We start from the raw sequence: 25,891 nt of genomic DNA, 5'->3' as shown, positions 1-25,891 counted from the left end.
GAGTTGGGCAGAAGGGTGCGCCGCGGTTCCGTGGACAACCGGCGGACTGTGGACAACTCCGCCACCCGATCGAGTGAGACCAGGCCGTCTTCCGGCCGTGCGAGCCCACCCGGCAGCGAGCCGTCAGGGCCGCTCCGCCACCGCCGCCGGATCGTCGAGAACGGCCCGGACGACCGAGTGGGCCGCGCCGAGGAGGGGGCCCTCGGGACCCAGTCCGGACACCGACACCGGGCAGGCCGGTCCCGCCGTACGGCCCGTCAACTCGGCCTCCAGCGACGGCAGCAGCCAGGGGGAGAGGCCGGCGAGGGCCCCGCCGAGGACGACCGTCTCGGGGTCGAGCAGATTGACCGCCCCGGTCAGCGCGATGCCGAGCGCCGTGCCGGCGTCCCGCAGAGCCCGCCGTACCGCCTCGTCACCCTCCCCGGCCCGTCCCGCGAGCAGACCGACCAGGTCCTCCTTCGGCTCCAGCCCGGCCGCACGCAGCACCGCCTCCTCACCGGCGTACTGCTCCAGGCACCCACGCCCGCCGCACGGGCAGGCGGGTCCGTCCGGGCGGACGGGCACATGACCCAGCTCGCCCGCGAACCCCCGCGTGCCGCGCAGCAGTTGCCCGTCCACGACGACCGCGGCGCCGATGCCGATCTCGGCCGACACGTGCAGGAAGTCGCGCGGTGTGCCGGCACCGAGCCACAACTCGGCCAGAGCACCGAAGTTGGCCTCGTTGTCCACGATCACGGGCAGGCCGCCGGGCAGCAGGGGGCCTAGGTCCGTGTCGTTCCAGTCGAGGTTCGGGGCGCGCACGACCGTGCGGCCGTCCCGCGCCACAAGCCCCGGTACGGCGACCGCGAGACCGGCGGGCCACAGCCCCTCCCGTTCCGCCTCGGCCACGACCCGGCGGACCAGCGCCGTCAGCTCCTCGATCACCGGTCCCGGGGCGCGGCCCCGGTTCGCGCCGTGCCGCACGGCTCGGGCGCGGACCGCGCCGCGCAGGTCGACCGCGCACACCGCGAGGTGATCGACGCCGATCTCCGCCCCGATGCCGGCGGGACCGTGCCCGCTCACCGCGAGCGCGGATCCGGGGCGGCCCACCCGGCCCGGCCGTTCCGGGCCCAGCTCCTCCAGCAGCTCCCAACGGATCAGCTCGTCCACGAGGGTCGAGACCGCCGCCCGTGTCAGGCCGATGTGGGAGGCGACCGCGGCCCGCGACAGCGGGCCCTCCGCGCTGACGGCGTGCATCACCCGGGCGAGGTTGCGCCGGCGCATGCCCTGCTGGGTGTCCGGCAGAGAGCGTCCGGCGCCGGTCGGGCGGCCCTCGTGCGGCGATGCGGTCATGCTCTGGTCAATCCTCGGTGTCTGCGGCCGGGCACAGCTCGGGTGCGGCGGCTGGGCTCAGCGGGATTCCGGCCCCCGCTCCAGCAGCGGGGCCGCGTCGGAGAGTACCCCGCTGATCCGGGCCAGCGTCGCCTCGTCCCGCTCCACCGCGTCCAACACCGGGCCCGCGGCCGTGTTCCAGCGACGGGCCACCGCGCCCGGGTCCTCGCCGGTCAGCAGGCCCGCGGCCTGCGCCGCGGCCCCGAGGGCGACCAGCTCCCTGGCCTCCGGGACCTGGACCGGCCGCCCCGACAGCCGGCGTACCGTCTGCTGCCAGGCCGTGCCCCGGGCTCCGCCGCCGATCAGCAGCAGCGGGGTGGTGCGGTCCGCGTCCTGGTCGAGGACCAGGTCGAGCGCGCCGAGCAGTGCGTGCACCGCGCCGTCGTAGGCCGCCTGCAGCAGCTGGCCGGCGGTGGTGTCATGCCGCAGCCCGTGCAGCAGGCCGGACGCGTTCGGCAGGTTCGGAGTGCGCTCGCCGTCCAGGTACGGCAGCAGGGTGACGGAGGTGCCGGGCTCGACGGCCTCCCGGTCCAGGCCCAGCAGTGCCGCGACGCGGTCCACGGCGAGGGTGCAGTTCAGGGTGCAGGCCAGTGGCAGCCAGTCGCCGTGCGCGTCCGCGAAGCCCGCCACCGTACCCGTCGGATCGACGGGGCGGTGCTTGGAGACGGCGTACACGGTGCCCGACGTGCCGAGGCTCAGCACCGGCGTGCCCGGCCGCAGGCCGAGGCCCAGCGCCGCGGCCGCGTTGTCACCGGTGCCCGGCGCCACCAGGGTGCCCTTGGAGAACGGCAGGTCGTGGTGCTCGCGCACGGTGCCGGCCACCTCGCCGGGCCGTACCACCCGGGGCAGCAGCGTCGGGTCGAGGCCCACGTGCGCCAGCGTCTCCTCGTCGTAGGCCTCCGTCCCGGACGCCCACCAGCCGGTGCCGGAGGCATCGCCGCGGTCCGTCGTGCCCTGTCCGGTCATGCGCTCGGTGAGGTAGTCGTGGGGGAGCCGCACCGCCCTGGTGGCGCGGACCGCCTCCGGCTCGTGCTCGGCCAGCCACGCCCACTTCGTGACCGTGAACGACGCTCCGGGCACGCTGCCGGTGCGCTCCGCCCAGCCCTTCGGGCCGCCCAGCTCCTCGACGAGCCGGCGGGCCTGCGGCGCCGAGCGGACGTCGTTCCAGAGCAGCGCCGGACGTACCGGTTCACCCTGCTCGTCCAGGGTGACCAGGCCGTGCTGCTGGCCGCCGACGGACACCGCGGCGGCCTCGTGCGCGGGCTCACCGCACTGGCGCAGTGCCTCGCACAGGGCGTCCCACCACTGGCGCGGATCACTCTCCCGGCCCGCACCGGAGGACACGGTGTGCGGCGCCTGGCCGCTCGCCACGACCTCCCCGGTGGCTGCGTCGACGACCAGCGCCTTTGTGGACTGGGTGGATGTGTCCACGCCGACGACGAGCGGACCCTCGGCTGCTGACATCGGGTTCTCCTCTTCCGCGGCTGCGCGGGATGTGCTGTGAGCTGGCAAGACTTCTGTCAACGACATCGGTCGACGACAGAGGCCAACGACATCCGTCGAAGACTCCTTGTCGTCGAAGACACACCTTGTCTCTTCCCAGAGGTGCGTCCGCATACTAATTTGTAAACGGCCATGACGAAATAGTCGTACGCAGCAAGGAGTCGCGGCATGAGCTACCAGCCCACCCCCGAGGACAGGTTCACCTTCGGCCTGTGGACCGTCGGCTGGCAGGGAAGGGACCCATTCGGCGACGCCACCCGCCGCGCCCTCGACCCGGTCGAGACGGTGCAGCGGCTCGCCGAGCTGGGCGCCCACGGGGTGACCTTCCACGACGACGACCTGATCCCCTTCGGGGCCACGGCCACCGAGCGCGAGTCGCACATCAAGCGCTTCCGCCAGGCCCTGGACGCGACCGGCATGACCGTCCCGATGGCCACCACGAACCTCTTCACGCACCCCGTCTTCAAGGACGGCGCCTTCACCGCCAACGACCGCGACGTCCGCCGCTACGCGCTGCGCAAGACGATCCGGAACATCGATCTCGCCGTCGAGCTGGGCGCCAGGACGTACGTCGCCTGGGGTGGCCGTGAGGGCGCCGAGTCCGGCGCCGCCAAGGACGTGCGCGCGGCCCTCGACCGGATGAAGGAGGCGTTCGACCTCCTGGGTGAGTACGTCACCTCCCAGGGCTACGACATCCGCTTCGCCATCGAGCCCAAGCCGAACGAGCCGCGCGGCGACATCCTGCTGCCCACGGTCGGTCACGCGCTGGCCTTCATCGAGCGCCTGGAGCGCCCCGAGTTGTACGGCGTCAACCCCGAGGTGGGTCACGAGCAGATGGCCGGGCTCAACTTCCCGCACGGCATCGCGCAGGCCCTGTGGGCCGGAAAACTCTTCCACATCGACCTCAACGGGCAGTCCGGCATCAAGTACGACCAGGACCTGCGGTTCGGCGCCGGCGACCTGCGTGCCGCCTTCTGGCTCGTGGACCTCCTGGAGAGCGCCGGTTACGAAGGGCCCCGCCACTTCGACTTCAAGCCGCCGCGGACCGAGGACCTCGACGGCGTGTGGGCGTCGGCGGCCGGCTGCATGCGCAACTACCTCATCCTGAAGGAGCGTTCGGCCGCCTTCCGCGCCGACCCGGAGGTCCAGGAAGCGCTGCGTGCCTCCCGCCTGGACCAGCTGGCCCAGCCGACCGCCGCGGACGGCCTGCAGGCCCTGCTCGCCGACCGCACGGCCTTCGAGGACTTCGACGTGGAGGCGGCCGCCGCGCGCGGTATGGCCTTCGAACAGCTCGACCAGCTGGCGATGGACCACCTGCTGGGCGCACGGGACTGAGTGCGCACGCGCGCGTAGGGGGCCGCTTCCGAGCGGCCCGCACGCGCGCGTGCCTGCCGAAATCCGCGGCTCCGGTGAGGGCCGACCGCCCCAGCGCGGGATGCGGCGGAATCGTGCGGTCCACGGCATGAGCCGGTATCAGCTTCCGTGCGCGGGTGGCCTCATGACCGGGCGGTGGCGACTCTGGACGGTATGTCCCTGTCGCCTGTACCTCCCGTCCCGCCCGGACCGCCGGGCGGCACCCCGCCTCCGCCCGGCGGTTTCGGGCCGCCCCAGGGCGGCTTCGGCCCGCCCCCTCCCGGCGATCCTGACCCGTCATGGCTTCCGGTGCCTTCGCCGCGGAGCCGCGGCCCGTTGTTCGCCGTCCTGACCCTCCTCGTGGCCGCCGCGGCCGTCCTCGTCGTGGTGCTGACGGCCTCCGGGAAGCACGGCTCGGGGGACGAGAAGGCGCCGAAGGAGAGCGGCACGAGCACAAGCCGCTCTCCCAGGCCCTCCTTCAGCCTTCCCACCGAGCTGCCCAGCCGGCTGCCTTCGCGGCTGCCGACCGAGCTGCCCTCGGGTTTCCCGAGCACGCTGCCGAGCGACCTGGAGTCGATCCTGCCCTCGCTCTCCGACGTGCTGCCGTGAAAACGCCTCTCACAGGCCTTCGGGCAGCCGGACGTACGTCAGGGCCGTCTTGATCCCGCTGTCGACGAGGCGGCCCTGGGCGTCGAACGCGCCCGCTCCGTCGGTCATCCCGAAGTCGTTGTCGTTGATGAGCGCGAGAGTGTCGTGGTCCACGCGGGCGATGCCCTCGATCTTCCCCGGCACACCGCTCACCTTGCCCAGGTCGACGACGAGCCGCTTGCTCAGCACCGGCACGCCTGCCGCGGCCGGGTCGTCCAGCTGCTCCAGCGACGGAGAGGTCGTGTCGTCGTCCCAGGGGCCGCCGAGGATGTCGGCCTTCTGCCCCAGCCTGACCAGCTGCAACCGGGCCGCCTTGTCGGTGCGCTCCTCCACCAGCAGACGGTCGCGGCCGACGGCCACCACCGAGGAGATCTTCAGCTCGGAGGTGTCGTCCTCGCTCGGGTCGACGACGTTCACCGGGTCGAAGCGGTAGGCGTACTCCGCGGTGACGGCCTGCTTCCGCGGTGAGAAGCGCAGCAGACGCGTCGTGCGCGAGGCCTCCCCGGCGGCCGTGTCGGGCAGCGAGAGCGGGCTCTGCAGGGCTATCACCAGGTCACCGCAGGGAAGCTGCGCAAGCCCCTCGAAGCCGCGGTTGGTCTTCCGGTGCAGCAGGACGGACGGCAGTGCCTCCACCACCGGGTAGTCGGCGCCGGTGAGGTTCAGCCCCTTGGGCACGTAGCGAGTGAGCACCTGCCCGCGTGCGGAGACGTGGATGAGCGAGGGGCCGTACTCGTCCACGAGCCAGAAGGACCCGTCCCCGGCCCGCACGATGCCCTCGGTGTCCAGACCGTTCGGGTCGTACGACAGCGGGGTCGTGGCGTCGTAGGTGTACGGCGCCTCGTCGCGGCTCTTCTGGTTCGGCAGCCCGGTGACGGCCTTCCCCGAGGCAGTGGTGATCGGGATCGCGTCGATCACCTCGATCTCGTCCCCGGAGACCCGGATCTTCACGATCGCGGGGTCGAATCCCGGCACCGGGAACGTCCGGCGCTTCTTGCCGTCCACCTTGATCTGACCGTTGGGGCCGCGGTCGGAAACGGTCCAGTACTCGCCTTTGCGGCCGGCCGGGTAGATGTCGCTGCCGATGCCCCCGAGGTCCACTCCGTGGTCGTCGGCCACGCTGCCGGGCAGCAGCGCGTTGCTGAACTCGCCGAGCGGGATCTCCCCGAGGGTGGCCGTGCGGATGACACGGGCATCCCTGGACGGCGCCGCCGTGGCCGTTCCCGCGGCCACGAGGGCGGCGGCCAGGGCCAGGGGAAGGCCCGTGGCGACGGATCGGTGGACACGGCGCCGGCCGGTGGCGTGCGGGGACATCGGGCCTCCTGAGGGCAAGTTCGTTGACTGCGGCCAGATTTGGACCCCAGAAGGAACATCGCACGACCCCGGGGTGAACAAGCGGCGTCCACCACTCGTCGGGTCGCCCTCGCCGCGGACTGACAGCCCGTCAAGTGCCTGCGTGCGACCGGTCCTCCGGCCCGAGCCGCGCCGCGGCCAGTGCCGTCGCCGGATCCCGGTCCGCGCCGCCCGCCGGAACCCACCGCCCGCCCTCCTCGCGGTAGGGCCACCAGCTGCCCTCCTGGCCGAGGCGCAGCTGAATCCCTTCGGCCGGGACGGTCCAGCGGTTTCCGGCCGGCCGGAACGACGGCCGCTCGTCCTCCTCCCAGGCCGCCTCCAGGGCCGCACGCGCGCGTGCGAGCGCCGCGCCCTCCACCTGCCACTCCTCGTCGAGCACGGCCAGGGCCGCCGCACCTCCGACTCGCCAGGCACGTACGGCCGACGCCAGCCCGTCGCCGCCCCGCCCCGACCCTTCGGCGAGCCGGTCGGCGACAGCACCGGGAGCGGCGCCTTCGGCGAGCCGTACGGCGTCCTGAGCGGCCGTCAGCCCCATGTCCGGCTCCCCGTCGGCGCCGAGGCTCTGCCTGAGCATTCGGTGGGCCTCGGATGCCGTTCGCGCGGCCAGGAACTCCAGTGCCACGGGGTCGATACCGGGCGATGCCTGAGCCGACTCGGTCTCGAAGGACGGCGGTTCGCCGGGGCTCTCCGGAAGGCTGGGCAGAGCGGGCAGCGGAGGCAGGATGTCGGCGGCAGCCCAGGCCTCCGCCGCGTCCACACCCTCCGCCTCGGCGGACTCGTCCCGGCAGGCGGCGCTCCGCAGATGCAGCTGATCCAGGAACGCGCTCCGCGCCCGGCCCCGAAGGAGCAGGAGCACGAACGGATCCTCGTCCAGGAGACGCGCCACCTGATGGGACAGGGCGGCGGTGTGCCCGCAGTGGTCCCACGCGTCACAGTCGCACTCGGGTTCCAGATCGCCGAGCCCCGGCAGGAGTTCGATGCCCCTGACCGCCGCGTCCTCGATCAGATGCGAGGGCAGTTCCCCGTCGAGGAGCGCGGCCAGGTGTCCCGCCTGCTCCACGGCCAGGTCCAGAAAACCGACCCACTGCTCTTCGGAGAGTTCCGGCACCAGGACGTCGGCCCGGTGCGCCACGCCCTTCGGATCGCGGACGACCGCGGTGACCCGGCCCGGCCGTACCGTCACCGCGCCGACGCCGCCCCCACGCGCGAGTCGGCGCCCCGCCTTCACAGCGGCGGAGTCCAATGCCCCGTCCTCCAGCGCCCCCAGCCAGGTGCGGACCCACCAGGTCTGTGCGAACCCGCGCCCGCGCGCGGGCGGCAGCGCGGCGAACGTGCGCTCCAGGCCACGGTCGTGCTCATCGGCGTAGTGGTTCATCGTGCCTCCCCGCGCAGTTCCACCAGTGCGGCCAGTTCCGCGTCCGTCAGCTCCGTCAGTGCGGCCTCGCCCGCGCCGAGCACGGCATCCGCCAGTTCCCGCTTGCGCCCCAGCATTTCGGCGATGCGGTCCTCGACCGTCCCCTCGGCGATCAGCCGGTGCACCTGCACCGGGCGGGTCTGCCCGATGCGGTACGCGCGGTCGGTGGCCTGCGCCTCGACCGCCGGGTTCCACCAGCGGTCGTAGTGCACGACATGCTCGGCCCGCGTGAGGTTCAGGCCCGTTCCCGCGGCCTTCAGCGAGAGCAGGAACACCGGCGCCTCACCCGCCTGGAAGCGCCGCACCAGCGCCTCGCGCTCGGCGACCGGAGTGCCGCCGTGCAGGAGCTGCGAGGGCACCCCACGCGCCGTCAGGTGCCGTTCGAGCAGGCGGGCCATCCGCACGTACTGCGTGAAGACCAGGACGCCCGAGTCCTCCGCGAGGATGGTGTCGAGCAGTTCGTCCAGCAGCTCCAGCTTCCCCGAGCGTCCCGTGAGCCTCGGGTCGTCCTCCTTGAGGAACTGCGCCGGGTGGTTGCAGATCTGCTTCAGCCCGGTCAGCAGCTTCACGATCAGACCCCGGCGGGCCATGTCGTCGGCGTCCGCGATCCGCTCGAGGGTCTCGCGGACCAACGCCTCGTACAGGCCCGCCTGTTCCTGCGTCAGTGCCACCGGGTGATCGGTCTCGGTCTTCGGCGGCAGTTCCGGGGCGATGCCGGGGTCGGACTTCCGGCGCCGCAGCAGGAACGGCCGCACGAGCCGCGCGAGATGCTCCGCGGCGGCGGGATCCCGGCCGCCCTCGACCGGCAGGGCGTACCGCGTGCGGAAGGCGCCGAGGCGGCCGAGCAGTCCCGGTGTGGTCCAGTCGAGGATCGCCCACAGTTCCGTCAGGTTGTTCTCCACCGGCGTGCCCGTGAGCGCCACACGCGCGCGTGCGCCGATGGACCGCAGCGCACGCGCGGTCGCCGCATACGGGTTCTTCACGTGCTGCGCCTCGTCGGCGACGACCATGCCCCAGTGCACCTCGGCGAGCCGCTCGGCGTCCAGGCGCATGGTGCCGTAGGTCGTGAGGACGAACTCCCCGTCCGCCAGGGAGCCGAGACCGCGCCCGGGTCCGTGGAACCGGCGCACGGGGACACCGGGCGCGAACTTCTCGATCTCGCGCTGCCAGTTGCCGAGCAGGGACGCCGGGCAGACCACGAGCGTGGGGCCGGCCGACGAGGCGTCCGTCTGCCGGTGCAGGTGCAGCGCGATCAGCGTGACCGTTTTGCCGAGCCCCATGTCGTCGGCCAGACAGCAACCCAGCCCGAGCGCCGTCGTCCGGGCCAGCCAGCCCAGGCCGCGAAGCTGGTAGTCCCGCAGGGTGGCGGCAAGGGCCGTGGGCGGGGCGACGGGCTGCCCCGCCTCGGGGTCCGTGAGCCGCTCCCGCAGCTGCGCCAGCCATCCCGTGGGCCGTACGTCGACCAGGTGGCCGTCGACCTCGGCCGAGCCCGTCAGAGCGGCGGCCAGCGCCTCGACCGGGGCGATGGAGCGGTCCTGCCGGTTACGGGCGCGGTCCGCCTCCCGCGGGTCGACCAGGACCCATCGCTCGCGCAGCCGCACGAGGGGGCGCTTGGCCTCGGCGAGCCGGTACAGTTCCTCGCGCGACAACTCGCGCCCGCCCAGCGCGAACCACCAGCGGAAGGAGAGCAGGGCGTCTGCCGAGAGGAACGACGGCAGCGTCGAAGCCTCCCCGTCCCGCGGGCCGACGGCCGCGTGTGCGGTCAGCTCGCGTGACAGCTCCTTCGGCCAGTGCACGTCGACTCCCGCGGCGGCCAGTGCCCGGCCGCCCTCGCCCAGAAGTTCGGCGATCTCGTCGTCCGCGAGGTCCACCACGTCCGGCGCGGCGGCGGCGAGCAGTGGCGTCAGCGGCGGCCATGCCCGGGCCGCCCGGCGCAGTGCCAGCAGCGTGTCGGCCCGCGCGCGGGGGCCGAACACGTCGCGGGCGGGTCCCGAGCCGGCCCACAGGTCGGCGGCGTCCGCGACGTCCGCAGCCCCGCTCGCGCCGTGCACTTGGAGCACCGCACGGAACTGCACGGTGGAGTCGTCCTCGCGGACGGCGTCCTGCAGACCGGGCGCTTCCACGCGCAGCGACAGGCGGACGCCCGCGTCGTGGCCGGCGGCGATGTCGTCGGCCCACGCGCGCAGGCTGGGCAGATGCTGCGGTTCCGGTGCCGCGAACGCGGCACGGCCCGTCACGAGCGGTGCGGCCGGGGAGCGGGGGAGCGTGTCGGCGACCGCGTCCAGGAAGGCGCGCAGCAGCCGCTCGGGATCGGGGAGCCGAGGGTGCTCGCCGGCGGTGAGTGGTACGGCGTGTGCCTCCGGAGGCATGGCCGCGGCGAGTTCGCGGACCAGTTCCGCATCGCCCACGGACAGCGGCCCCACCCGCCAGGCGTCGTGATCGCCGGAGGAGAGACCCGGCAGGAGCAGGCCGCGTGCCAGGAAGTGCAGGGCCAGCAGGCCGGCCGTGCCCCAGAATGCGGTGGCCCGATGGGCGCCCGTCTCTGCACGCGCGTGCGTGAGCACCGGCAGGGCGGCGCGCACCGGCAGCAGCAGAGCGGGCACCCGTACCCGCTCGAGGTCCCGGTCGGGCGCGGGCAGCACCAGGTCCAGCTCCGAGACGGACCCCTGGGCGAGATCGGGGAGAGGTTCGCCGCCCGGTCGCCAGAAGGCCATCAGGCCGGCGCGAGCGGGGTCGGACGGTACGAACACCGTGCAGCAGCGGGCCAGTTCGGACAGGTCGGAGGATGCTTCCGTGGGAGTCCTCTGCACAGTTCCGCCGCACTCCTCAAATTTGACTACTCGCTAGGAGTGGCCGAGGATACAGCACGCGGCGAGCCCACCTCGAAGGCTTACGCTGTGACCTGTGCCACTAAGGGGCGCGTCTCAGGGATGTCTCAGGGTCGAGCTTCGGAACCGCCGGGAACGCGGGGCCGTTTTCAGAGCAGAGAGCGGCAGTGGCCGCGAAGGAGGCGACGCTCATGTCCAAGAACGCGAAGATCGCCGCAGGGGGTGTGGCGGTCGGTCTCATCCTGCTGATATGGCTGCCCTGGTGGGTGGCGTTCCTCATCGTGGTGGGGGTTCCGGCCGCTGCGTATCTGGCGCTGGACCCCTCGCAGCGGCGCAGGCTCCGCCGGGTCGGACGCAAGGAACTCGGCCGCTGAGAGACCGGCGAACGGACCTGGTCCGTTCGCCGGGGCGGCCGCGGACGCTCCCCGGACCGTCGGGGACCGCGCCTCCGCGGAGGGAGCGGCCCCCTCGGGGTCAGCTGGGCCGTACGGCCATCTTGTCGAGCGCCTCCAGGAGACCGGGCAGTTCGGGACCCCGGCCCACCGGCAGGACCTCTCCGGGCTCCTCGTCGAGCAGGACGAACGCGATGTCGTCGGTGCGCGCCACCATCGACCATCCGGGGCCGTCGGCGCGCAGCGTCCGGGCGTCGCCCGGGGCGAACGACGAGCGCACCCGGCCCAGCGGCGGCGGAGAGTCGACGTAGGCGCGCGCCTCCGAGAGCACCCGCCGGACGCCCTGGTGGCCGCTCTTCGGTGCGTTCTCCTCGTCGTCCGCCGCGGCCTCCGCCGTCTCGGTCCCCTCACCGGACGAGGGGAGGTAGTCATCGCCGATCTGCTCCCGCCAGACCGCCCACTGCAGCGCGATCTCGTCGGCGCCCAGACGTCGCTGGGCCGGACCCCAGGAGCTGGTGTCCGGCGGGGTCAGGGCGGGCCCCTCCCCGACCTCGGGGTCGGGGTCGTGCGGCGCGGGCACACCGGGCGCGGCGACGGCGACCGCCAGCGGCCAGCCCGGCAGGGCCGTCACGACCGTGCGCTCGTCCGGCGACAGTTCGTACTCCATGCCGCAGTCCCAGGACGCGATCGCCACGGCGACCAGCGAGACGTCGTCGATGACGACCGTCCAGCGGGCGCCCTCGCCGTCCTGCCCGAGTACCAGGCCGTACCCGTCGGCGAGCGGGGCGAGGTCAAGCGCCGCGCAGGCCTCCGGGTAGTCGTCGCCCAGCACGCTCGGAAACTGCGCCGGCGTCAGCAGCACCGCCGTGAGCACGTACAGCGCCTCGTCCGCGGCGGCGACGGCCTCATCGTCCGTCCCGGCCATGCCTGCCTCCCCAGTGGTTCGTCCATCGGCGCGCACCCTAGTGCGAGCGGAAGCCGCTTGTCACGACTCCGCACACCACACGGAGCTGCAGGTTTCCACCTGGACGGGGGCGAAATGCCCCCGTCGGGGTCCGTCTCTCAGGCCGTCGGCAGCCCGAGGAGGTCGCGGGCCACCGTCCCGGGTGACTCGTCACGCTCCCGGGCGAGCGCGATGACGGCCCGGCACGCCAGCTCGTTCACCCCGAACGACAGTGCCTCGGGAGACACCCATCCCGCCGCCTCGTCGATCCGGTCCTGATCGTCCTCCGCGCAGGCCGCCACATAGGCGGCCGCTGCTTCGAACAAGTTGTGTGCGCGCCGGTCCCGAGTGTCCACCGCCTCCGCGTGCGAGGAGGTACGGAATCTGGCGGCGTACTTGCGCATCATGTCGAACACGTGCTCCACCTTAGCCCTGAACGGGGTCGTCGCTGATCGCTCACTTGCTCCTGTTCAACGTAGAGTTGGAGCTTCGGCGACAGAAGGGGGACGGCGCGGTGAAGCGCTTCGAGCGGCTTGAGCAGATCCGCCGGATGGATCCGGTGGCGGACGCTCTGGAGATCTACCGGCTCAGCGTGGCGTTCGAATTCCCCTGGGACTACACGCGCGCCCTGGAGCTGGCCCTGTACCGCACCTACGCCGTGCCCAGCATCGGGCGGCTGCTGGCGCGGACCGCGGAGCTGACCGAGCGCACGCAGAAGCGTTACGACGACACCGCGCTGCTCCTCGACGCCGTCGTGGAGCACGGCTTCACCGCCGACGAGGGCCGTACCGCGATCCGCCGCATCAACCAGATGCACCGCAGCTACGACATCAGCGACGACGACATGCGCTACGTGCTCTCCACCTTCGTGGTGGTGCCCAGGCGCTGGATCGACACCTACGGCTGGCGTCGCCTGTCCCGGCACGAGGTCGTCGCCACCACCGAGTACTACCGCACCCTCGGCCGGCACATGGGCATCCCCGACATCCCCGAGACCTACGAGGGGTTCGAAGCGCTCCTCGACGCCTACGAAGAGGCGCACTTCGACTGGGACGTCCAGGCCCGACGGGTCTCCGACGCCACACTCGACCTGATGGCGTCCTGGTACCCGCGCCCGCTGGCGCCGCTGCTGCGCACGGCCACCCTCGCTCTGCTCGACGAGCCGCTGCTGCGTGCCTTCCACTACGAGCCTCCGAGCCAGGCCACGTCCTCGCTCGTGCGCCGCGCGGTGCGTACGCGTGGCCGGTTGGTCCGGCTGCTTCCGCCGCGCCGCACACCGCACTTCGCACGGCAGAACTGGGAGATCAAGGGCTATCCGAACGGCTACCGGCTGGCCGACCTGGGCACCCGCCCGGTCCCGGGGACGGGCGCCTGCCCGGTACGGCACCTGGACACCTCAGCGGCCGACGGCCTCGAGTGAGGCGAGGGTCTCGCGCAGCCAGGTGAGTTCGGCGCGGCTCGTGGCGCGCGCGATCTTGAGCACCCCGCGCCGGAACGGGTCGTCCAGTTCCTCGGCGGCCAGCGGCCGGTCGCCCTCGTAGAAGAAGCTCGCCGGTTCCTCGAGAAAGGCCAACCGGCGCCGTAGTACGGCCGCCTGGGCCGCCGGGTCGTCCAGGTGGCGCAGGAACGCGAGCAACGTGAACCAGTGGTTCTCGTCAGTGATCTCGCGCTGCCCGGGGTCGGCGAGGCGGCGCCGCAGCTCCTGCCTGCCCTCCTCGGTGAGCGTCAGCACGTGACGTGGCGCGGCCACGGCACCGGGCTCGGTGGCCCGCGCCAGCAGGCCCGCCTTCTCCAGCCGTTTGATCGCCGGGTACAGCGTGCTCTCGGCGACGGGCCGCACGTGCCCGGTGAGCGCGGCGATGTGCCTGCGCAGGACGTAGCCGTGCAGCGGGACGTCGTACAGGAAACCGAGGATGGCGAGTTCCAGCATGCCCGCATCCTCTCCTATGCCCGCTGTACAGCGAGGCCTCGATATTCTGCTTCCGTAATACATCGATGTCGAGGTATCTTGCATACGTCATCGCACGCATCAGGGAGGGGCACCGTGAAGCAGGCCGAATTCGACAGCAAGGGGAGCCGGATCCGGTGGACGGAGGCGCCCGGTGAGGGGCCCGCGCGCGTGTACCTGCACGGACTCGGATCGGTTTCCTCCGTGTACCACGCGCACATCGCGGCCCGCCCCGAACTCACGGGCAGGCGCAGCCTGTTCGTGGACCTTCCCGGGCACGGCATCAGCGACCGGCCCGAGCACTTCGGCTACACGCTGGAGGAGAACGCCGACGCCGTGGCTGCCGCACTGGACCAGGCCGGCGTCACCGGTGCCGAGTTGATCGCGCACAGCATGGGCGGGGCCGTCGCCATCGTCCTCGCCCACCGGCGACCCGACCTCGTCTCCCGGCTGGTCCTCACGGAGGCCAATCTGGACGCCTTCCCGCCGCAGACGGCTGCGAGCAGCGGCATCGCCTCCTACGGGGAGGACGAGTTCGTCGAGGAGCAGTACGCGCGCGTGCTGGAGGCGGTGGGCCCGCTGTGGGCGGCCACGATGCGGCTGGCCGATCCGCGTGCACTGCACCGCAGTGCGGTCGGTCTGCGGCGCGGCTCGGACCCCGTGATGCGCACCCTGCTGGAAGGCCTGGCGATCGACCGCGTCTACCTTCAGGGCGAGCGCAGCGGCGAACTCCCGGGCAGGGAGGACCTGGAAGCCGCCGGGGTCCGCGTGGTGACGGTGCCCGGCGCCGGGCACAACGTCATGTTCGACAATCCCGACGCCTTCGTGGCCGCCGTGGCGGGGCGGAACTGATCCGCCCCGGCCGTCAGGCCTCGGGCACCGCCAGGGCGAGGAAACGGGCGTCTTCGTCGACGTACGACGTCATGCGCCATCCCGAGCGGGCCAGGAGAGGGCCGAGATTGGCCTCGGCCCGCAGGTCGTCGGGGGTGATCTGCCGCCCCTGACGCGCCGCCAGGGCCGCCCGGCCGATGGGATGGAACAGTGCGAGCACGCCGCCCGGCCGCACCACGCGGACCAGCTCCCGCAGGTTCTCGGAGGGCTTGGGCAGGTGCGCGATCAGGCCCGCCGCGAACACGGCGTCCATCGAACCCGACCGCAGCGGCAAGGCGGCCACGTCCGCGAGCAGCAGCCGCCCCACCTGGTGTCGCCCGGCCCGCACGGCGGCCTGGAGCATCGCCGGAGTCAGATCGACCCCGGCCACCACTCCGGACGGCCCCACGGCGGCACGCAAGGGCGCAAGGGCGCGTCCGGTGCCGCAACCGGCGTCGAGCACGCGATCACCCTGACGCAGGCCGAGGTTCGCGACGGCGGCCGTGTAGGCGGGACCGTCGTCGGGGAACCGGCTGTCCCAGTCGGCGGCGCGGGCGGTGAAGAACTCCTGGACATGTGTGTGGTCGTCGCTCATGCCCCGCATGATCCCTCACCGACACGGGGGACATGCCTGCGCGCATGTTCGAGCTGGACGCGATCGTTCCATCGCCTCTCTGTGTCATATTCCAACACCTTTCGAAATGCGCCCCCTTCGTGCGCCCCTGCCGCGACTAGCGTCCCGGGGCCATGGGACACCTGGACCACGCCGCCTTCGGCTGGCTGACCCCCGCGCTGTCGTACGTGATGGCCTGCATAGGCGCCGCACTGGGACTGCGCTGCACCGTGCGCGCGCTCTCCACCACCGGCCGGTCGCGCCGCAACTGGCTCGTCACCGCCGCCTCCGCGATCGGGACGGGCATCTGGACCATGCACTTCGTGGCCATGCTCGGCTTCCGCGTCAGCGGCACCGACATCCGGTACGACGTGCCGCTGACCATCCTGAGCCTCGTCGTCGCCATGGTCGTCGTCTGTGCCGGCGTCTTCGCCGTCGGATACAGCAAGGACCGCAACCGGGCGCTCCTCCTGGGAGGGCTCACCACCGGGCTCGGCGTCGCGAGCATGCACTACCTGGGCATGGCCGCGGTACGGCTGCACGGTCAAGTGCACTACGACCCCGTCCTCGTCGGACTCTCGGTCCTGATCGCCGTCGTGGCGGCGACCGCGGCCCTGTGGGCGGGGCTCAACATCAAGTCACCCCTTGCGGTCACCCTCGCCTCCCTCGTCATGGGGGCGGCCGTCAGCAGCATGCACTACACCGGGATGTTCGCGGTGAGTGTGCGCGTCACCCCCTCCGGCGAGGTTCTGCCCGGGGCCACGGCGATGCAGTTCATCTTCCCCCTCGCCGTCGGCCTCGGGTCCTATCTGTTCCTCACCTCGGCCTTCGTCGCCCTCTCGCCCACGGCCGACGAGCGCGAGGCGTCCGCCTCGGCCCAGCGGCCCGTCCAGAGCGTCGCCCGCTAGCGGGAGCCCGGCCCCGGAGCCCCGACCCACATCCCGAGCGAGGAGGCCATGCGCCCACCCCGTAACACCCCCAGAGCCGGCACCCCTGCGCAGTCCACGCCCCCGCCCCGCGGCCGACGCGCGCACGCCGGACCACCGGCCGACGAGGTGCCGGGCGGGCCCCTCGACACGCTGCGGGAGCACGCGCCCCCGCGCGCGGGCCGTTGGCGCATGCGCGCTCGCACGGTGCGTGCCAAGGTGGTCTGCCTGCTGATGGTGCCCGTCATCTCCCTGCTCGCCCTGTGGGCGTACGCCACCGTCAGCACCGTCCAGGACGTTGCCCGGCTGCGGCAGTCCCAGCGGGTCGACGCCGAACTGCGCACCCCGGTGGCCGCAGCCGTCGCCGCACTGCAGACCGAGCGGGCCGCGGCCGTGCGCCATGCCGCCGACCCGGGCGCGGGACGCGGCGACGACCTCGAAGGCCTCGCCGCGCGGACCGACCGCGCGGTGGCCAAGCTGCGGCTCGGCCACGGCCACACCGTCGCCGACAGCCAGGAACTGCCCGCCGGAGTCGGCGGACGCCTCGAGGACTTTGTCGCCGGCGCCGAGCACCTGCGCGCGCTGCGGACCGCCGTACTCGACCACAAGGCCGGCTGGAGCCAGGTGTACGCGCAGTACACGAGCACCATCGGTACGGCCTTCACGGTGGACGGCGCCCTCACCGGTGTCCAGCAGGCCGACGTCGGCTCCGACGCGCGTGTGCTGCTCGAATTCTCCCGCGCCGCCGAGGCGCTGGCCCAGGAGGACGCGATCCTCGGCAGCGCGCGCCCGGCCGCCGGCCTGCAGGGCGAACGGCTGCGGCTGTTCGGCGCGGCCGTCGCCACGCGCCGCACCCTCTCCGAGGCAGCCGTGGCCGACCTGCCCGGCACCCAGCGCGCAGCCTGGCGCGAGCTGGCCGGCAGCAGCGCCTATACCGGCCTCACCGCCACGGAAGACAAGATCATTGCCTCCGGCGCCGGTGCCAAGGCGGTGGACACCGCACCGGCGAGCGCCTGGAACACTGCCCACGCGCGCGTGCAGGACGTGATGCGGACCATCGCGACGGACACCGGCCGCGCCGTCGCGGGCCGCGCCGACCCGTTCACACGCGGCTTCCTCAGCCCCGCCGGCGCCGCGGTGCTCTTCGGCCTCGCCGCCGTCGTCGCCTCGCTCGTCATCTCCGTCCGCATCGGGCGGGCCCTCGTGGTCGAGCTGGTAAGCCTGCGCAACGACGCTCTGGAGATCGCCCGCCGCAAACTCCCCGCGGCGATGCGGAAACTGCGCACGGGCGAAGAGATCGACATCCAGGCCGAGGCGCCCGCCGGACCACCCGCCGAGGACGAGACCGGCCAGGTCGCCGAGGCCCTGACCACCGTGCACCGCGCCGCCCTGCACGCAGCGGTCGAACGCGCCGAACTCGCCAGCGGCATCTCCGGAGTCTTCGTCAACCTGGCCCGCCGCAGCCAGGTGCTCGTCCACCGCCAGCTCAGCCTCCTCGACAGCATGGAGCGGCGCTCCGACGACCCCGACGAGCTGAGCGACCTCTTCCGCCTCGACCACCTCACCACCCGGATGCGGCGCCACGCCGAGAGCCTGATCATTCTCTCCGGAGCCGCACCCGGCCGGGCCTGGCGCATGCCGGTGTCCCTCACGAACGTCGTACGCGCCGCCGTCTCCGAGATCGAGGACTACGCGCGCGTGGAGGTGCGCCAGCTCCCCGAGGCGTCCGTCATCGGCGCGGCGGTCGCCGACGTCACCCACCTGCTCGCCGAACTCGTCGAGAACGCCGCCCAGTTCTCGCCGCCCCACACGCGCGTGCGCGTCACCGGAGAACCCGTCGGCAACGGCTACGCCCTCGAAGTCGAGGACCGCGGCCTCGGCATGGGCACCGACACCCTCGCGGAGGCCAACCGGCGGATCGAACAGTCCGAGGCCCTGGACCTGTTCGACAGCGACCGCCTCGGACTGTTCGTGGTCAGCAGGCTGGCGGCTCGGCACGGCATCAAGGTGCACCTGCGCACCTCCCCCTACGGAGGCACCACCGCGGTCGTCCTGGTGCCCACCGTCCTGCTGCACACCCGCGCCGCCGAGCGCCCCGCCCAGGAGGAGGCACCGGCACGGCCGGAACAGCCGCGCGAGTACGCGCCCGTGCCCGACGCGCCCCCGTCGCCCTCCGAGGTCACCGCGCAGACGGACCGGCCCGCCCTCGCGGCCAGTGCCCCGGCCCCCTCGACCCCCGCGCACGAACCCCCGCCCCCCGGAGTCACCACCTTGAGGCTGCACCGCCCTCCGAACGACTCCGAATCCTCCGACAACCTTCCACGCCGCGTGCGCCAGGCGAGCCTCGCGCCCCAACTCCGCCATCAGCGCTCCGAAGAGACGGCGCCGGAACCCGACCCGCGCGGCGACGACCGGCGCACCCCCGAACTCGTACGGGACCGCATGGCGGCCTACCGCGCGGGCTGGGCCCGCGGCGGTGGCAGGCAACCCGGCCGCGGCCCCGCCCCGGCACCCGAAACGGGCAGTGACAGCACTGAAGGAGACCCGGCATGATCCAGGACCCGAGCATGAGTACCGCCCAGCGATCAGGTGAACTGGACTGGCTGCTGGACGACCTGGTGATGCGGGTGAGGGAGGTTCGGCACGCCGTCGTGCTGTCCAACGACGGCCTGGCCGTCGGCGCCTCCACCGCCCTCGCGCGGGAGGACGCGGAGCATCTCGCGGCCGTGGCCTCCGGCTTCAACAGCCTCGCCAAGGGCGCGGGACGGCATTTCGGGGCGGGCGGCGTGCGCCAGACCATGGTGGAGATGGACGACGCCTTCCTTTTCGTGGCCGCGGCCGGCGAAGGCTCCTGCCTGGCGGTGCTCACCGCCGTCACCGCCGACATCGGCCTGGTCGCCTACGAGATGGCACGACTGGTCAAGCGCGTGGGCGAGCATCTCTACACAGCGCCCCGCGTCGCCGCCCGGCCGCCTGCCGCGGGATGAGCCGGAAGGGCGGCACATGACCGAGAACCAGAGCGACGGACGGCGCGAGCAGGGCAGCCAGTGGTACGACGGCGAGGCCGGGCCCCTCGTCCGTCCCTACGCCATGACCGGCGGACGCACCCAGCCCGGCCCCACCGGGGTGCGCTTCGACCTGATCGCCCTCGTCACCCTCGACCCCGCCGCACCCGCGGTGGACGAGGACACCTTGCTCGGCCCCGAACACCGCGCCCTGGTCGACCTGTGTCGCACCGAGACACAGTCCGTCGCCGAACTCGCGGCCGACGCGGACCTCCCGGTGGGCGTGGTCAGGGTGCTTCTCGGTGACCTCCTGGAACTGGGCTGCGTCACCGTCAGCCGCCCGGTACCCCCGGCCCAGCTGCCGGACGAACGCATTCTCCGTGAGGTCATCGAGGGGCTGCGGGCGCTGTAGATGAACGTTCAGAATCCGACGGGCGCCTCCTGGCATCCCGTTCCGTGCGCGTTCCGGAACCGACCGGGCGCGAAACGGTCACATCAGGCGTGTTCCGGTCCGATCCCCCGGAGGGATGCCGGAGTTGTCATGATGCTGACCTCCTGTCCCGAGCAGTCCGACACCGACCACAGCCGGCCCTCCCGAGAGAAGTGATCATGGTCTCCGAGCACTCCGACGCCGCCGGCGACATGTCCGCCCTGGCACTGAAGATACTGGTCGCCGGCGGCTTCGGTGTCGGCAAGACGACCCTCGTCGGGGCCGTCAGCGAGATCCGCCCGCTGCGCACCGAGGAGCTGCTCAGCGAAGCCGGTCAGCTCGTGGACGACACCGACGGCGTGGACCAGAAGGTCACCACGACCGTCGCCATGGACTTCGGGCGCATCACCATCCGCTCCGGCCTCTCCCTGTACCTCTTCGGCACACCCGGCCAGGACCGCTTCTGGTTCCTGTGGGACGAACTGGCGCAGGGGGCCCTCGGTGCCGTGGTCCTCGCCGACACCCGCCGTCTGGAGGACTGCTTCCCGGCCGTCGACTACTTCGAGCACCGGCGCATCCCGTTCGTGGTGGCCGTCAACTGCTTCCCCGGAGCACGCAGCTACGGCGCCCACGACGTCTCCCGGGCCCTCGACCTGGACCGGGGCACACCCGTGGTCCTGTGCGACGCGCGCGACCGGGACTCCGGCAAGGAGGTGCTGATCCGCCTCGTCGAGTACGCCGGGCGGATGCACACCGCCCGACTCCTCGACTCGGTGAGCTGAACGTCAGCCGGTCAGATCCTTCAGCGCCACCACCTTTTCCACGGCGACCCGGACCAGCAGCTCGCCCGGGACGCCGTTGCGGGCGCCGAACTCGTCCGCGCGCTCCTCGCCCATGTACCGAGCGGCGATGCGGGTGGCCCAAAGGCGCAACTCGTCCAGCTCCTCCGACAGTCGGGCGCGCCCGTGCAGCACCACGAAGTGGAACGGCGGCCGGTCGTCGTCCACGCACAGGGCGATCCGTCCGTCACGGGCGAGATTGCGCCCTTTCACGGTTTCCTTACCGGTGTTGAAGACCACGTCGTCCCCGTCCAGTACGAACCAGACCGGGGCCACATGTGGGCTCCCATCGGCGCTGACGGTGGACAACTTGCCGGTTCGGGTGCCGTACGAGACGAACGCCCGCCATTCCTCATCGGTCATCTTCTGTGCCATACGCCCATCCTGCTTGCCCGCAGGCCGGTCGTGGGGAAGGCTGGCGGACAGTTCCTCCAGCCAGGGGGAGACGTCACACGGGGAGACGGAACATGGCGCAGAACCAGGGACTCGGCTGGCTCCTGGACGATCTGACCGGGCGGGTGGACCATGTACGGCACGCGCTGGTCCTGTCCAACGACGGCCTGGTCACGGGGGCCAGCACCGGCCTTCGCCGCGAGGACGCCGAGCATCTGGCCGCGGTTGCGTCCGGGCTGCACAGCCTCGCGAAGGGATCGGGGCGCCACTTCGGCGCGGGCAGGGTGCGGCAGACGATGATCGAGTACGACGACGCCGTGCTGTTCGTGACCGCCGCCGGCACCGGCAGCTGCCTGTGCGTGCTCAGCGGCGCGGAGGCCGACATCGGCCAGATCGCCTATGAGATGACCCTGCTCGTCAACCGTGTCGGCGAACATCTCGGCGTGGATGCCCGGCAGCCCGATCGCGCTCCACTGTCAGATCTCTGACCTGCGTCTTTGTCTCGCGCCGTGGAGTTATCCACAGGCTCGCCACGATGTGCGCCGATCCGGCTACGGTGTGTGCACGGCGAACGCGCAGGGCGTGAGCCATCGACTTCACGGGGAGTACGACCATGTCGGGAAGCACCTTCGTCCCCGCCCGCACCGTCACCTGCACCCCGAGCCGCGCGGCTCGTGAACTGGGGCTCAAGCGCCGCGAGTTCGACCTCGCCGTCCATCTCGGCCGCATCCGGACCGTGCCCGACGAGGGCGGAGGCGGGGGCCGCCGGGTCGAACGGACCGAGATCGACCGGCTGCGCACCCAGGACGGTTTTCCCGACACGCTCCGTGAGCGCTTGCGCGTCGTGGGTACGGCGGAGGGTGCTGCGCTCATGGAGATCCCCGCGGGCAGGTTCACCAGGCTCGCCCGACTGGGTCTGCTGGTGCCGGTCCGCTTTTACCTGAACCGTTACCGAGCCGTGGTCTGGCTCTATCTGGCAGAGGAACTACGGCAGTTCACGTCCGGTGCGGAGAACGCACACCTGCTCAGGGGGCGTACGCCCGAGAGCCTCAGGAGCCAGCTGGCGGCCGGGGTCGACCTCCGGGCCCGCAACTGGCGGGGACGGCAACTCGGATTTCTGACACGGCAGTCCGAGGCCTCCTGGGCGCGTGCCGGGGTGGTGGCCGCCTTCCTCCCGTCCATCGACGTCGCGGATGTGGTCAAGGACCCCTACGAGCGCGCCCAGCTGAACCGCTTCCGGCCCGCTCCGCTCGACCACGGAGCGCCGGGATCACCGTCCGCGCATCTTGCCGAGCAGCTGATGACGGCGCAGGACCCGGACGAGATCGGCTGGCTGCGCAGCGACCTGGCGCACGCAGTGGAGGAGGCACGCGCCCACGCACCCGCCCCGCACCCGGCCGCACGGCACACGACCGTGCCCACGGCACGATCGGCCCCGCCGACCACACCCGGGGACCACGACACCCGGCCGGAGACACCGCGACCGACCCGCGGACTGCGGGCGTGGCTCCGCCGCAGAAACCCCCGGCCCGCCGGGGTCTGAGCCCCGCGCTACAGGGCCCGGAACAGACCTTCCTGGACGACCGACACGAGCAGCTGCCCCCGCAGGTCGTAGATGCGCCCGCGGGCCAGACCGCGCCCGCCGGTGGCGATCGGAGACTCCTGGTCGTACAGGAACCACTCGTCCGCGCGGAACGGCCGGTGGAACCACATGGCGTGGTCCAGCGAGGCCATGTCGAAGTTCCGCGCGGCCCACAGGGGTTCGACCGGGATGCGGACCGCGTCCAGGAGGGTCATGTCGCTGGCGTAGGTCAGCGCGCACGTGTGCACCAGCGGGTCGTCACCGAGCGGACCGACTGCGCGCATCCACACGGCGCTGCGCGGCTCGCTCCCCTCGATCTCCTCGGCGTGCCAGCGCAGCCGGTCGACGTAACGGATGTCGAAGGGCTGGCGGCGCGCCATCCGCTCCAGCTGCTCCGGCAGCGCGCCCAGATGCTTGCGGATCTCCTCGGTCACCGTCGGCAGGGACTCCGGGTCCGGCACCTCACGGGCCGGCGGCAGCTGGTGCTCGAACGGTCCTTCCTCAGGCTTGTGAAAGGAGGCGGTCAGATTGAAGATCGTGCGGCCCTGCTGCACGGCCGTGACCCGGCGCGTCGTGAACGACCGGCCGTCGCGGACCCGTTCCACCTGGTACACGATGGGCACGCCCGGCCGGCCCGGGCGGAGGAAGTACGCGTGCAGCGAGTGCACCGGGCGTTCGCCGTCCGTGGTGCGCCCGGCGGCGACCAGTGCCTGGCCCGCCACCTGGCCGCCGAAGACCCGCTGCAGGGACTCCTGCGGGCTTCGGCCACGGAAGATGTTGACCTCGATCTGCTCCAGGTCGAGCAGGTCGACCAGTCTCTCGGCCGGGTTCGTCATCGGTGGGATTCTCCTGTGGTCAGAGCTGGCCGACATCGGTGACGCGCACGACGGCACGGCCCTCGGCGTCGGAGGCCGCCAGGTCGATCTCCGCGCTGATGCCCCAGTCGTGGTCGCCGTTCGGGTCGTCGAAGATCTGGCGGACGCGCCAGAGACCGTTCTCCGGCTCCTCCTTGATGACCAGCAGCTTGGGGCCGCGGGCGTCGGGGCCGGTGCCGAGGTCCTCGTACTCGTCCCAGTACTTGTCCATCGCCTCGCCCCACGCCTCCGCGTCCCAGCCGGCCTCGGCGTCCATCTCGCCCAGGTCCTCGACCTGGTCGAGGGCGGCCAGCTCCACGCGGCGGAACATCGCGTTGCGGACCAGGACGCGGAAGGCGCGGGCATTGGCCGTGACCGGCTTGACCTCGTCGGCCTTCTCCTGGGCCTCCTCGGCGGTCATCTCCTCCGGGTTGGCGAGCTGCTCCCACTCGTCGAGCAGGCTGGAGTCCACCTGGCGCACCATCTCGCCGAGCCACTCGATCAGGTCCTGGAGATCCTCGGACTTCAGGTCGTCCGGGATGGTGTGGTCGAGGGTCTTGTAGGCGCTGGCGAGGTAGCGCAGCACGATGCCCTCGGTGCGGGCCAGCTCGTAGAAGGACACCAGCTCGGTGAAGGACAGCGCCCGTTCGTACATGTCCCGGATGACGGACTTGGGCGACAGCGGGTGGTCACCGACCCACGGGTGGCTCTTGCGGTAGGTGTTGTACGCGTGGAAGAGCAGCTCTTCCAGGGGCTTCGGGTACGAGATGTCCTGGAGGCGCTCCATGCGCTCCTCGTACTCGACACCGTCGGCCTTCATCGCGGCCACGGCCTCGCCGCGCGCCTTGTTCTGCTGGGCGGCGAGGATCTGCCGCGGGTCGTCCAGCGTGGACTCGACCACGGACACCATGTCGAGGGCGTAGGACGGCGAGTCGGGGTCGAGCAGTTCGAAAGCGGCGAGCGCGAACGTGGACAGCGGCTGGTTGAGGGCGAAGTCCTGCTGGAGGTCGACCGTGAGCCGCACGATGCGGCCCTCGGCGTCCGGCTTGTCGAGCTTCTCCACGATCCCGCCGTCCAGCAGCGAGCGGTAGATCGCGATCGCCCGCCGGATGTGCCGCAGTTGCTGCCTGCGCGGCTCGTGGTTGTCCTCCAGGAGGTGGCGCATCGCCTCGAAGGCGTTGCCGGGACGGGCGATCACCGACAGCAGCATCGTGTGGGTCACCCGGAACCGCGAGGTGAGCGGCTCGGGTTCGGACGCGATCAGCTTCTCGAAGGTGTTCTCCGTCCAGCCGACGAAGCCCTCCGGTGCCTTTTTGCGCACCACCTTGCGGCGCTTCTTCGGATCGTCGCCGGCCTTGGCGAGGGCCTTCTCGTTCTCGATGACGTGCTCGGGTGCCTGCGCCACGACCAGTCCCGCCGTGTCGAAACCGGCCCGGCCGGCCCGGCCCGCGATCTGGTGGAACTCTCGGGCCCGCAGCGTGCGCACCCTGCTGCCGTCGTACTTGGTCAGCGCGGTGAACAGCACCGTCCGGATGGGCACGTTGACACCCACGCCGAGCGTGTCCGTGCCGCAGATGACCTTGAGCAGACCGGCCTGGGCGAGCTTCTCCACCAGACGCCGGTACTTGGGCAGCATGCCGGCGTGGTGGACGCCGATGCCGTGCCGGACGTAACGGGAGAGGTTGCGGCCGAACTTGGTGGTGAAGCGGAAGTTGCCGATCAGCTCGGCGATCTGGTCCTTCTCCTCGCGCGAGCACATGTTGATGCTCATCAGCGCCTGCGCCCGCTCCACGGCCTGCGCCTGGGTGAAGTGGACGATGTACACGGGGGCCTGCTTGCTCTCCAGCAGATCGGTGAGCGTCTCGGTGAGCGGGGTGAGCTGGTACTCGTAGGAAAGGGGCACCGGGCGGGTGGCCGAGCGGACCACAGCGGTGGGGCGGCCGGTGCGGCGGGCGAGGTCCTTCTCGAAGAACGACACATCGCCCAAAGTGGCCGACATCAGGATGAACTGTGCCTGCGGGAGTTCCAGCAGCGGGATCTGCCAGGCCCAGCCGCGGTCGCCCTCCGCGTAGAAGTGGAACTCGTCCATCACGACCTGGCCGACGTCCGCGTTCTTGCCGTCGCGCAGCGCGATCGACGCCAGCACCTCGGCGGTGCAGCAGATCACGGGCGCGTCGGCGTTCACGGAGGCGTCGCCGGTGAGCATGCCGACGTTCTCGGTGCCGAAGAGCTTGCACAGCTCGAAGAACTTCTCCGACACCAGCGCCTTGATCGGAGCCGTGTAGAAGGTGACCTCGTCCCGGGCCAGCGCGGCGAAGTGCGCGCCCGCCGCGATCATGCTCTTGCCCGAGCCGGTGGGCGTCGAGACGATCACGTTCGCCCCGGAGACCGCCTCGATCAGCGCCTCCTCCTGGTGGGGGTAGAGCGTGAGACCGCGCTCCTGCGCCCACGACTCGAAGGCTTCGTACAGGGCGTCGGGGTCGGCGGTCGGCGGCAGCTGATCGATGAGGGTCACGCACCCATCTTGCCTGGCCTTCTCCCCGAGAGGGGAATCGGCTGCGAGTACGAAGATCATGGCCGCTACGCTGTGTCGCCGACGGCGCGTCAGTGCACCGGGTCAACTGGACAG

The 25,891-nt window shown here is 72.1% G+C and carries 24 protein-coding genes; 12 read left to right on the top strand and 12 right to left on the bottom strand.

Translation table 11 applies throughout. The features are described from left to right. Window positions 1-123: 123 nt before the first annotated feature. Window positions 124-1,332: an ROK family protein gene (locus tag ACFYZZ_RS36980; RefSeq protein WP_389185870.1), complete on the bottom strand. Its 1,209-nt coding sequence runs from the start codon at window positions 1,330-1,332 to the stop codon at window positions 124-126. Window positions 1,333-1,389: 57 nt separating this feature from the next. Further along, a complete protein-coding gene (gene xylB / locus ACFYZZ_RS36975; RefSeq protein WP_389185867.1) occupies window positions 1,390-2,835 on the bottom strand; it encodes a xylulokinase in 1,446 nt (481 codons plus the stop codon). 207 nt (window positions 2,836-3,042) lie between these two features. Here xylB and xylA point away from each other — a divergent pair, with 207 nt between their 5' ends. Continuing rightward, the gene (gene xylA, locus ACFYZZ_RS36970; RefSeq protein WP_389185864.1) at window positions 3,043-4,209 is read left to right on the top strand and encodes a xylose isomerase; all 1,167 of its coding nucleotides are present in this window, start codon (window positions 3,043-3,045) and stop codon (window positions 4,207-4,209) included. 354 nt (window positions 4,210-4,563) lie between these two features. Beyond that, window positions 4,564-4,836 (top strand): hypothetical protein, encoded by a 273-nt coding sequence (locus ACFYZZ_RS36965; protein WP_389185861.1) that lies wholly within the window; start codon window positions 4,564-4,566, stop codon window positions 4,834-4,836. 9 nt (window positions 4,837-4,845) lie between these two features. Here ACFYZZ_RS36965 and ACFYZZ_RS36960 read toward each other — a convergent pair whose 3' ends face one another. From ACFYZZ_RS36960 to ACFYZZ_RS36950, 3 genes are all read right to left on the bottom strand, one after another. Continuing rightward, entirely contained in the window at window positions 4,846-6,186 is a 1,341-nt protein-coding gene (locus ACFYZZ_RS36960; protein ID WP_389185858.1) for an esterase-like activity of phytase family protein, read from the bottom strand. A gap of 130 nt (window positions 6,187-6,316) precedes the next feature. Next, the gene (locus ACFYZZ_RS36955; RefSeq protein WP_389185855.1) at window positions 6,317-7,600 is read right to left on the bottom strand and encodes an SWF or SNF family helicase; all 1,284 of its coding nucleotides are present in this window, start codon (window positions 7,598-7,600) and stop codon (window positions 6,317-6,319) included. Beyond that, window positions 7,597-10,449 (bottom strand): DEAD/DEAH box helicase, encoded by a 2,853-nt coding sequence (locus ACFYZZ_RS36950; RefSeq protein WP_389185852.1) that lies wholly within the window; start codon window positions 10,447-10,449, stop codon window positions 7,597-7,599. Before ACFYZZ_RS36950 ends, ACFYZZ_RS36955 begins: the two co-directional genes overlap by 4 nt. Window positions 10,450-10,658: 209 nt before the next feature. Here ACFYZZ_RS36950 and ACFYZZ_RS36945 point away from each other — a divergent pair, with 209 nt between their 5' ends. After that, entirely contained in the window at window positions 10,659-10,841 is a 183-nt protein-coding gene (locus ACFYZZ_RS36945) for a hypothetical protein (RefSeq protein WP_381662715.1), read from the top strand. Window positions 10,842-10,941: 100 nt separating this feature from the next. On the opposite strand, the gene ACFYZZ_RS36940 is transcribed toward ACFYZZ_RS36945, so the two are convergent. Both ACFYZZ_RS36940 and ACFYZZ_RS36935 read right to left on the bottom strand, forming a co-directional pair. Continuing rightward, window positions 10,942-11,784, bottom strand: a complete 843-nt coding sequence (locus ACFYZZ_RS36940) for a hypothetical protein (protein ID WP_389185849.1) — start codon at window positions 11,782-11,784, stop codon at window positions 10,942-10,944. A gap of 137 nt (window positions 11,785-11,921) precedes the next feature. After that, window positions 11,922-12,218 (bottom strand): hypothetical protein, encoded by a 297-nt coding sequence (locus ACFYZZ_RS36935; protein ID WP_389185846.1) that lies wholly within the window; start codon window positions 12,216-12,218, stop codon window positions 11,922-11,924. Between the two features lie 98 nt (window positions 12,219-12,316). On the opposite strand from ACFYZZ_RS36935, the gene ACFYZZ_RS36930 reads away from it, so the two are divergent. Further along, complete coding sequence (locus tag ACFYZZ_RS36930) at window positions 12,317-13,222, top strand: oxygenase MpaB family protein (RefSeq protein WP_389185843.1); 906 nt, start codon at window positions 12,317-12,319, stop codon at window positions 13,220-13,222. On the opposite strand, the gene ACFYZZ_RS36925 is transcribed toward ACFYZZ_RS36930, so the two are convergent. Further along, window positions 13,199-13,732, bottom strand: coding sequence for a PadR family transcriptional regulator (locus tag ACFYZZ_RS36925; protein WP_389185840.1), 534 nt, complete (start codon window positions 13,730-13,732; stop codon window positions 13,199-13,201). The two genes, ACFYZZ_RS36930 and ACFYZZ_RS36925, sit on opposite strands and share 24 nt — an antisense overlap. A gap of 114 nt (window positions 13,733-13,846) precedes the next feature. Between ACFYZZ_RS36925 and ACFYZZ_RS36920 the strand changes: the two genes are divergently transcribed. After that, the gene (locus ACFYZZ_RS36920; protein WP_389185837.1) at window positions 13,847-14,602 is read left to right on the top strand and encodes an alpha/beta fold hydrolase; all 756 of its coding nucleotides are present in this window, start codon (window positions 13,847-13,849) and stop codon (window positions 14,600-14,602) included. A gap of 13 nt (window positions 14,603-14,615) precedes the next feature. Here the strand turns inward: ACFYZZ_RS36920 and ACFYZZ_RS36915 are convergent, their stop codons facing one another. Next, the gene (locus ACFYZZ_RS36915; protein WP_389185834.1) at window positions 14,616-15,215 is read right to left on the bottom strand and encodes a class I SAM-dependent methyltransferase; all 600 of its coding nucleotides are present in this window, start codon (window positions 15,213-15,215) and stop codon (window positions 14,616-14,618) included. Between the two features lie 152 nt (window positions 15,216-15,367). Here ACFYZZ_RS36915 and ACFYZZ_RS36910 point away from each other — a divergent pair, with 152 nt between their 5' ends. The 5 genes from ACFYZZ_RS36910 to ACFYZZ_RS36890 all read left to right on the top strand — a co-directional run bounded on the left by ACFYZZ_RS36910 (window position 15,368) and on the right by ACFYZZ_RS36890 (window position 20,376). Beyond that, window positions 15,368-16,141, top strand: coding sequence for an MHYT domain-containing protein (locus ACFYZZ_RS36910; RefSeq protein ID WP_389185831.1), 774 nt, complete (start codon window positions 15,368-15,370; stop codon window positions 16,139-16,141). Window positions 16,142-16,189: 48 nt separating this feature from the next. Then, the gene (locus ACFYZZ_RS36905) at window positions 16,190-18,712 is read left to right on the top strand and encodes a nitrate- and nitrite sensing domain-containing protein (protein ID WP_389185828.1); all 2,523 of its coding nucleotides are present in this window, start codon (window positions 16,190-16,192) and stop codon (window positions 18,710-18,712) included. Next, the gene (locus ACFYZZ_RS36900; RefSeq protein ID WP_386581346.1) at window positions 18,709-19,146 is read left to right on the top strand and encodes a roadblock/LC7 domain-containing protein; all 438 of its coding nucleotides are present in this window, start codon (window positions 18,709-18,711) and stop codon (window positions 19,144-19,146) included. The genes ACFYZZ_RS36905 and ACFYZZ_RS36900 overlap by 4 nt, the downstream gene beginning before the upstream one ends. Window positions 19,147-19,162: 16 nt before the next feature. Further along, window positions 19,163-19,576, top strand: coding sequence for a DUF742 domain-containing protein (locus ACFYZZ_RS36895; RefSeq protein ID WP_389185825.1), 414 nt, complete (start codon window positions 19,163-19,165; stop codon window positions 19,574-19,576). 197 nt (window positions 19,577-19,773) lie between these two features. Further along, the gene (locus tag ACFYZZ_RS36890) at window positions 19,774-20,376 is read left to right on the top strand and encodes an ATP/GTP-binding protein (RefSeq protein ID WP_386581350.1); all 603 of its coding nucleotides are present in this window, start codon (window positions 19,774-19,776) and stop codon (window positions 20,374-20,376) included. 3 nt (window positions 20,377-20,379) lie between these two features. Here the strand turns inward: ACFYZZ_RS36890 and ACFYZZ_RS36885 are convergent, their stop codons facing one another. Then, a complete protein-coding gene (locus tag ACFYZZ_RS36885; protein WP_386581351.1) occupies window positions 20,380-20,808 on the bottom strand; it encodes a PPOX class F420-dependent oxidoreductase in 429 nt (142 codons plus the stop codon). 92 nt (window positions 20,809-20,900) lie between these two features. Here ACFYZZ_RS36885 and ACFYZZ_RS36880 point away from each other — a divergent pair, with 92 nt between their 5' ends. Together ACFYZZ_RS36880 and ACFYZZ_RS36875 are read left to right on the top strand one after the other, a co-directional pair. Further along, window positions 20,901-21,314: a roadblock/LC7 domain-containing protein gene (locus ACFYZZ_RS36880; RefSeq protein WP_386581352.1), complete on the top strand. Its 414-nt coding sequence runs from the start codon at window positions 20,901-20,903 to the stop codon at window positions 21,312-21,314. A 125-nt stretch (window positions 21,315-21,439) separates the two neighbouring features. Next, window positions 21,440-22,369, top strand: a complete 930-nt coding sequence (locus ACFYZZ_RS36875) for a DUF6397 family protein (protein WP_389185820.1) — start codon at window positions 21,440-21,442, stop codon at window positions 22,367-22,369. Between the two features lie 8 nt (window positions 22,370-22,377). Here ACFYZZ_RS36875 and ACFYZZ_RS36870 read toward each other — a convergent pair whose 3' ends face one another. Together ACFYZZ_RS36870 and ACFYZZ_RS36865 are read right to left on the bottom strand one after the other, a co-directional pair. Beyond that, window positions 22,378-23,244 carry an acyl-CoA thioesterase gene (locus ACFYZZ_RS36870; protein WP_389185817.1) on the bottom strand — a complete coding sequence of 289 codons (867 nt, stop codon included), beginning with the start codon at window positions 23,242-23,244 and terminating at the stop codon, window positions 22,378-22,380. A 19-nt stretch (window positions 23,245-23,263) separates the two neighbouring features. Continuing rightward, on the bottom strand, window positions 23,264-25,777 hold the full coding sequence (locus ACFYZZ_RS36865) for a DEAD/DEAH box helicase (RefSeq protein ID WP_386581358.1): 2,514 nt from the start codon (window positions 25,775-25,777) through the stop codon (window positions 23,264-23,266). Window positions 25,778-25,891 lie beyond the last annotated feature (114 nt).

Source organism: Streptomyces sp. NPDC001816, assembly GCF_042892235.1.
Lineage (GTDB): Bacteria > Actinomycetota > Actinomycetes > Streptomycetales > Streptomycetaceae > Streptomyces.
Note: the sequence above shows the minus strand (reverse complement) of the source record. Positions and strands in the feature narration are given on the sequence as shown.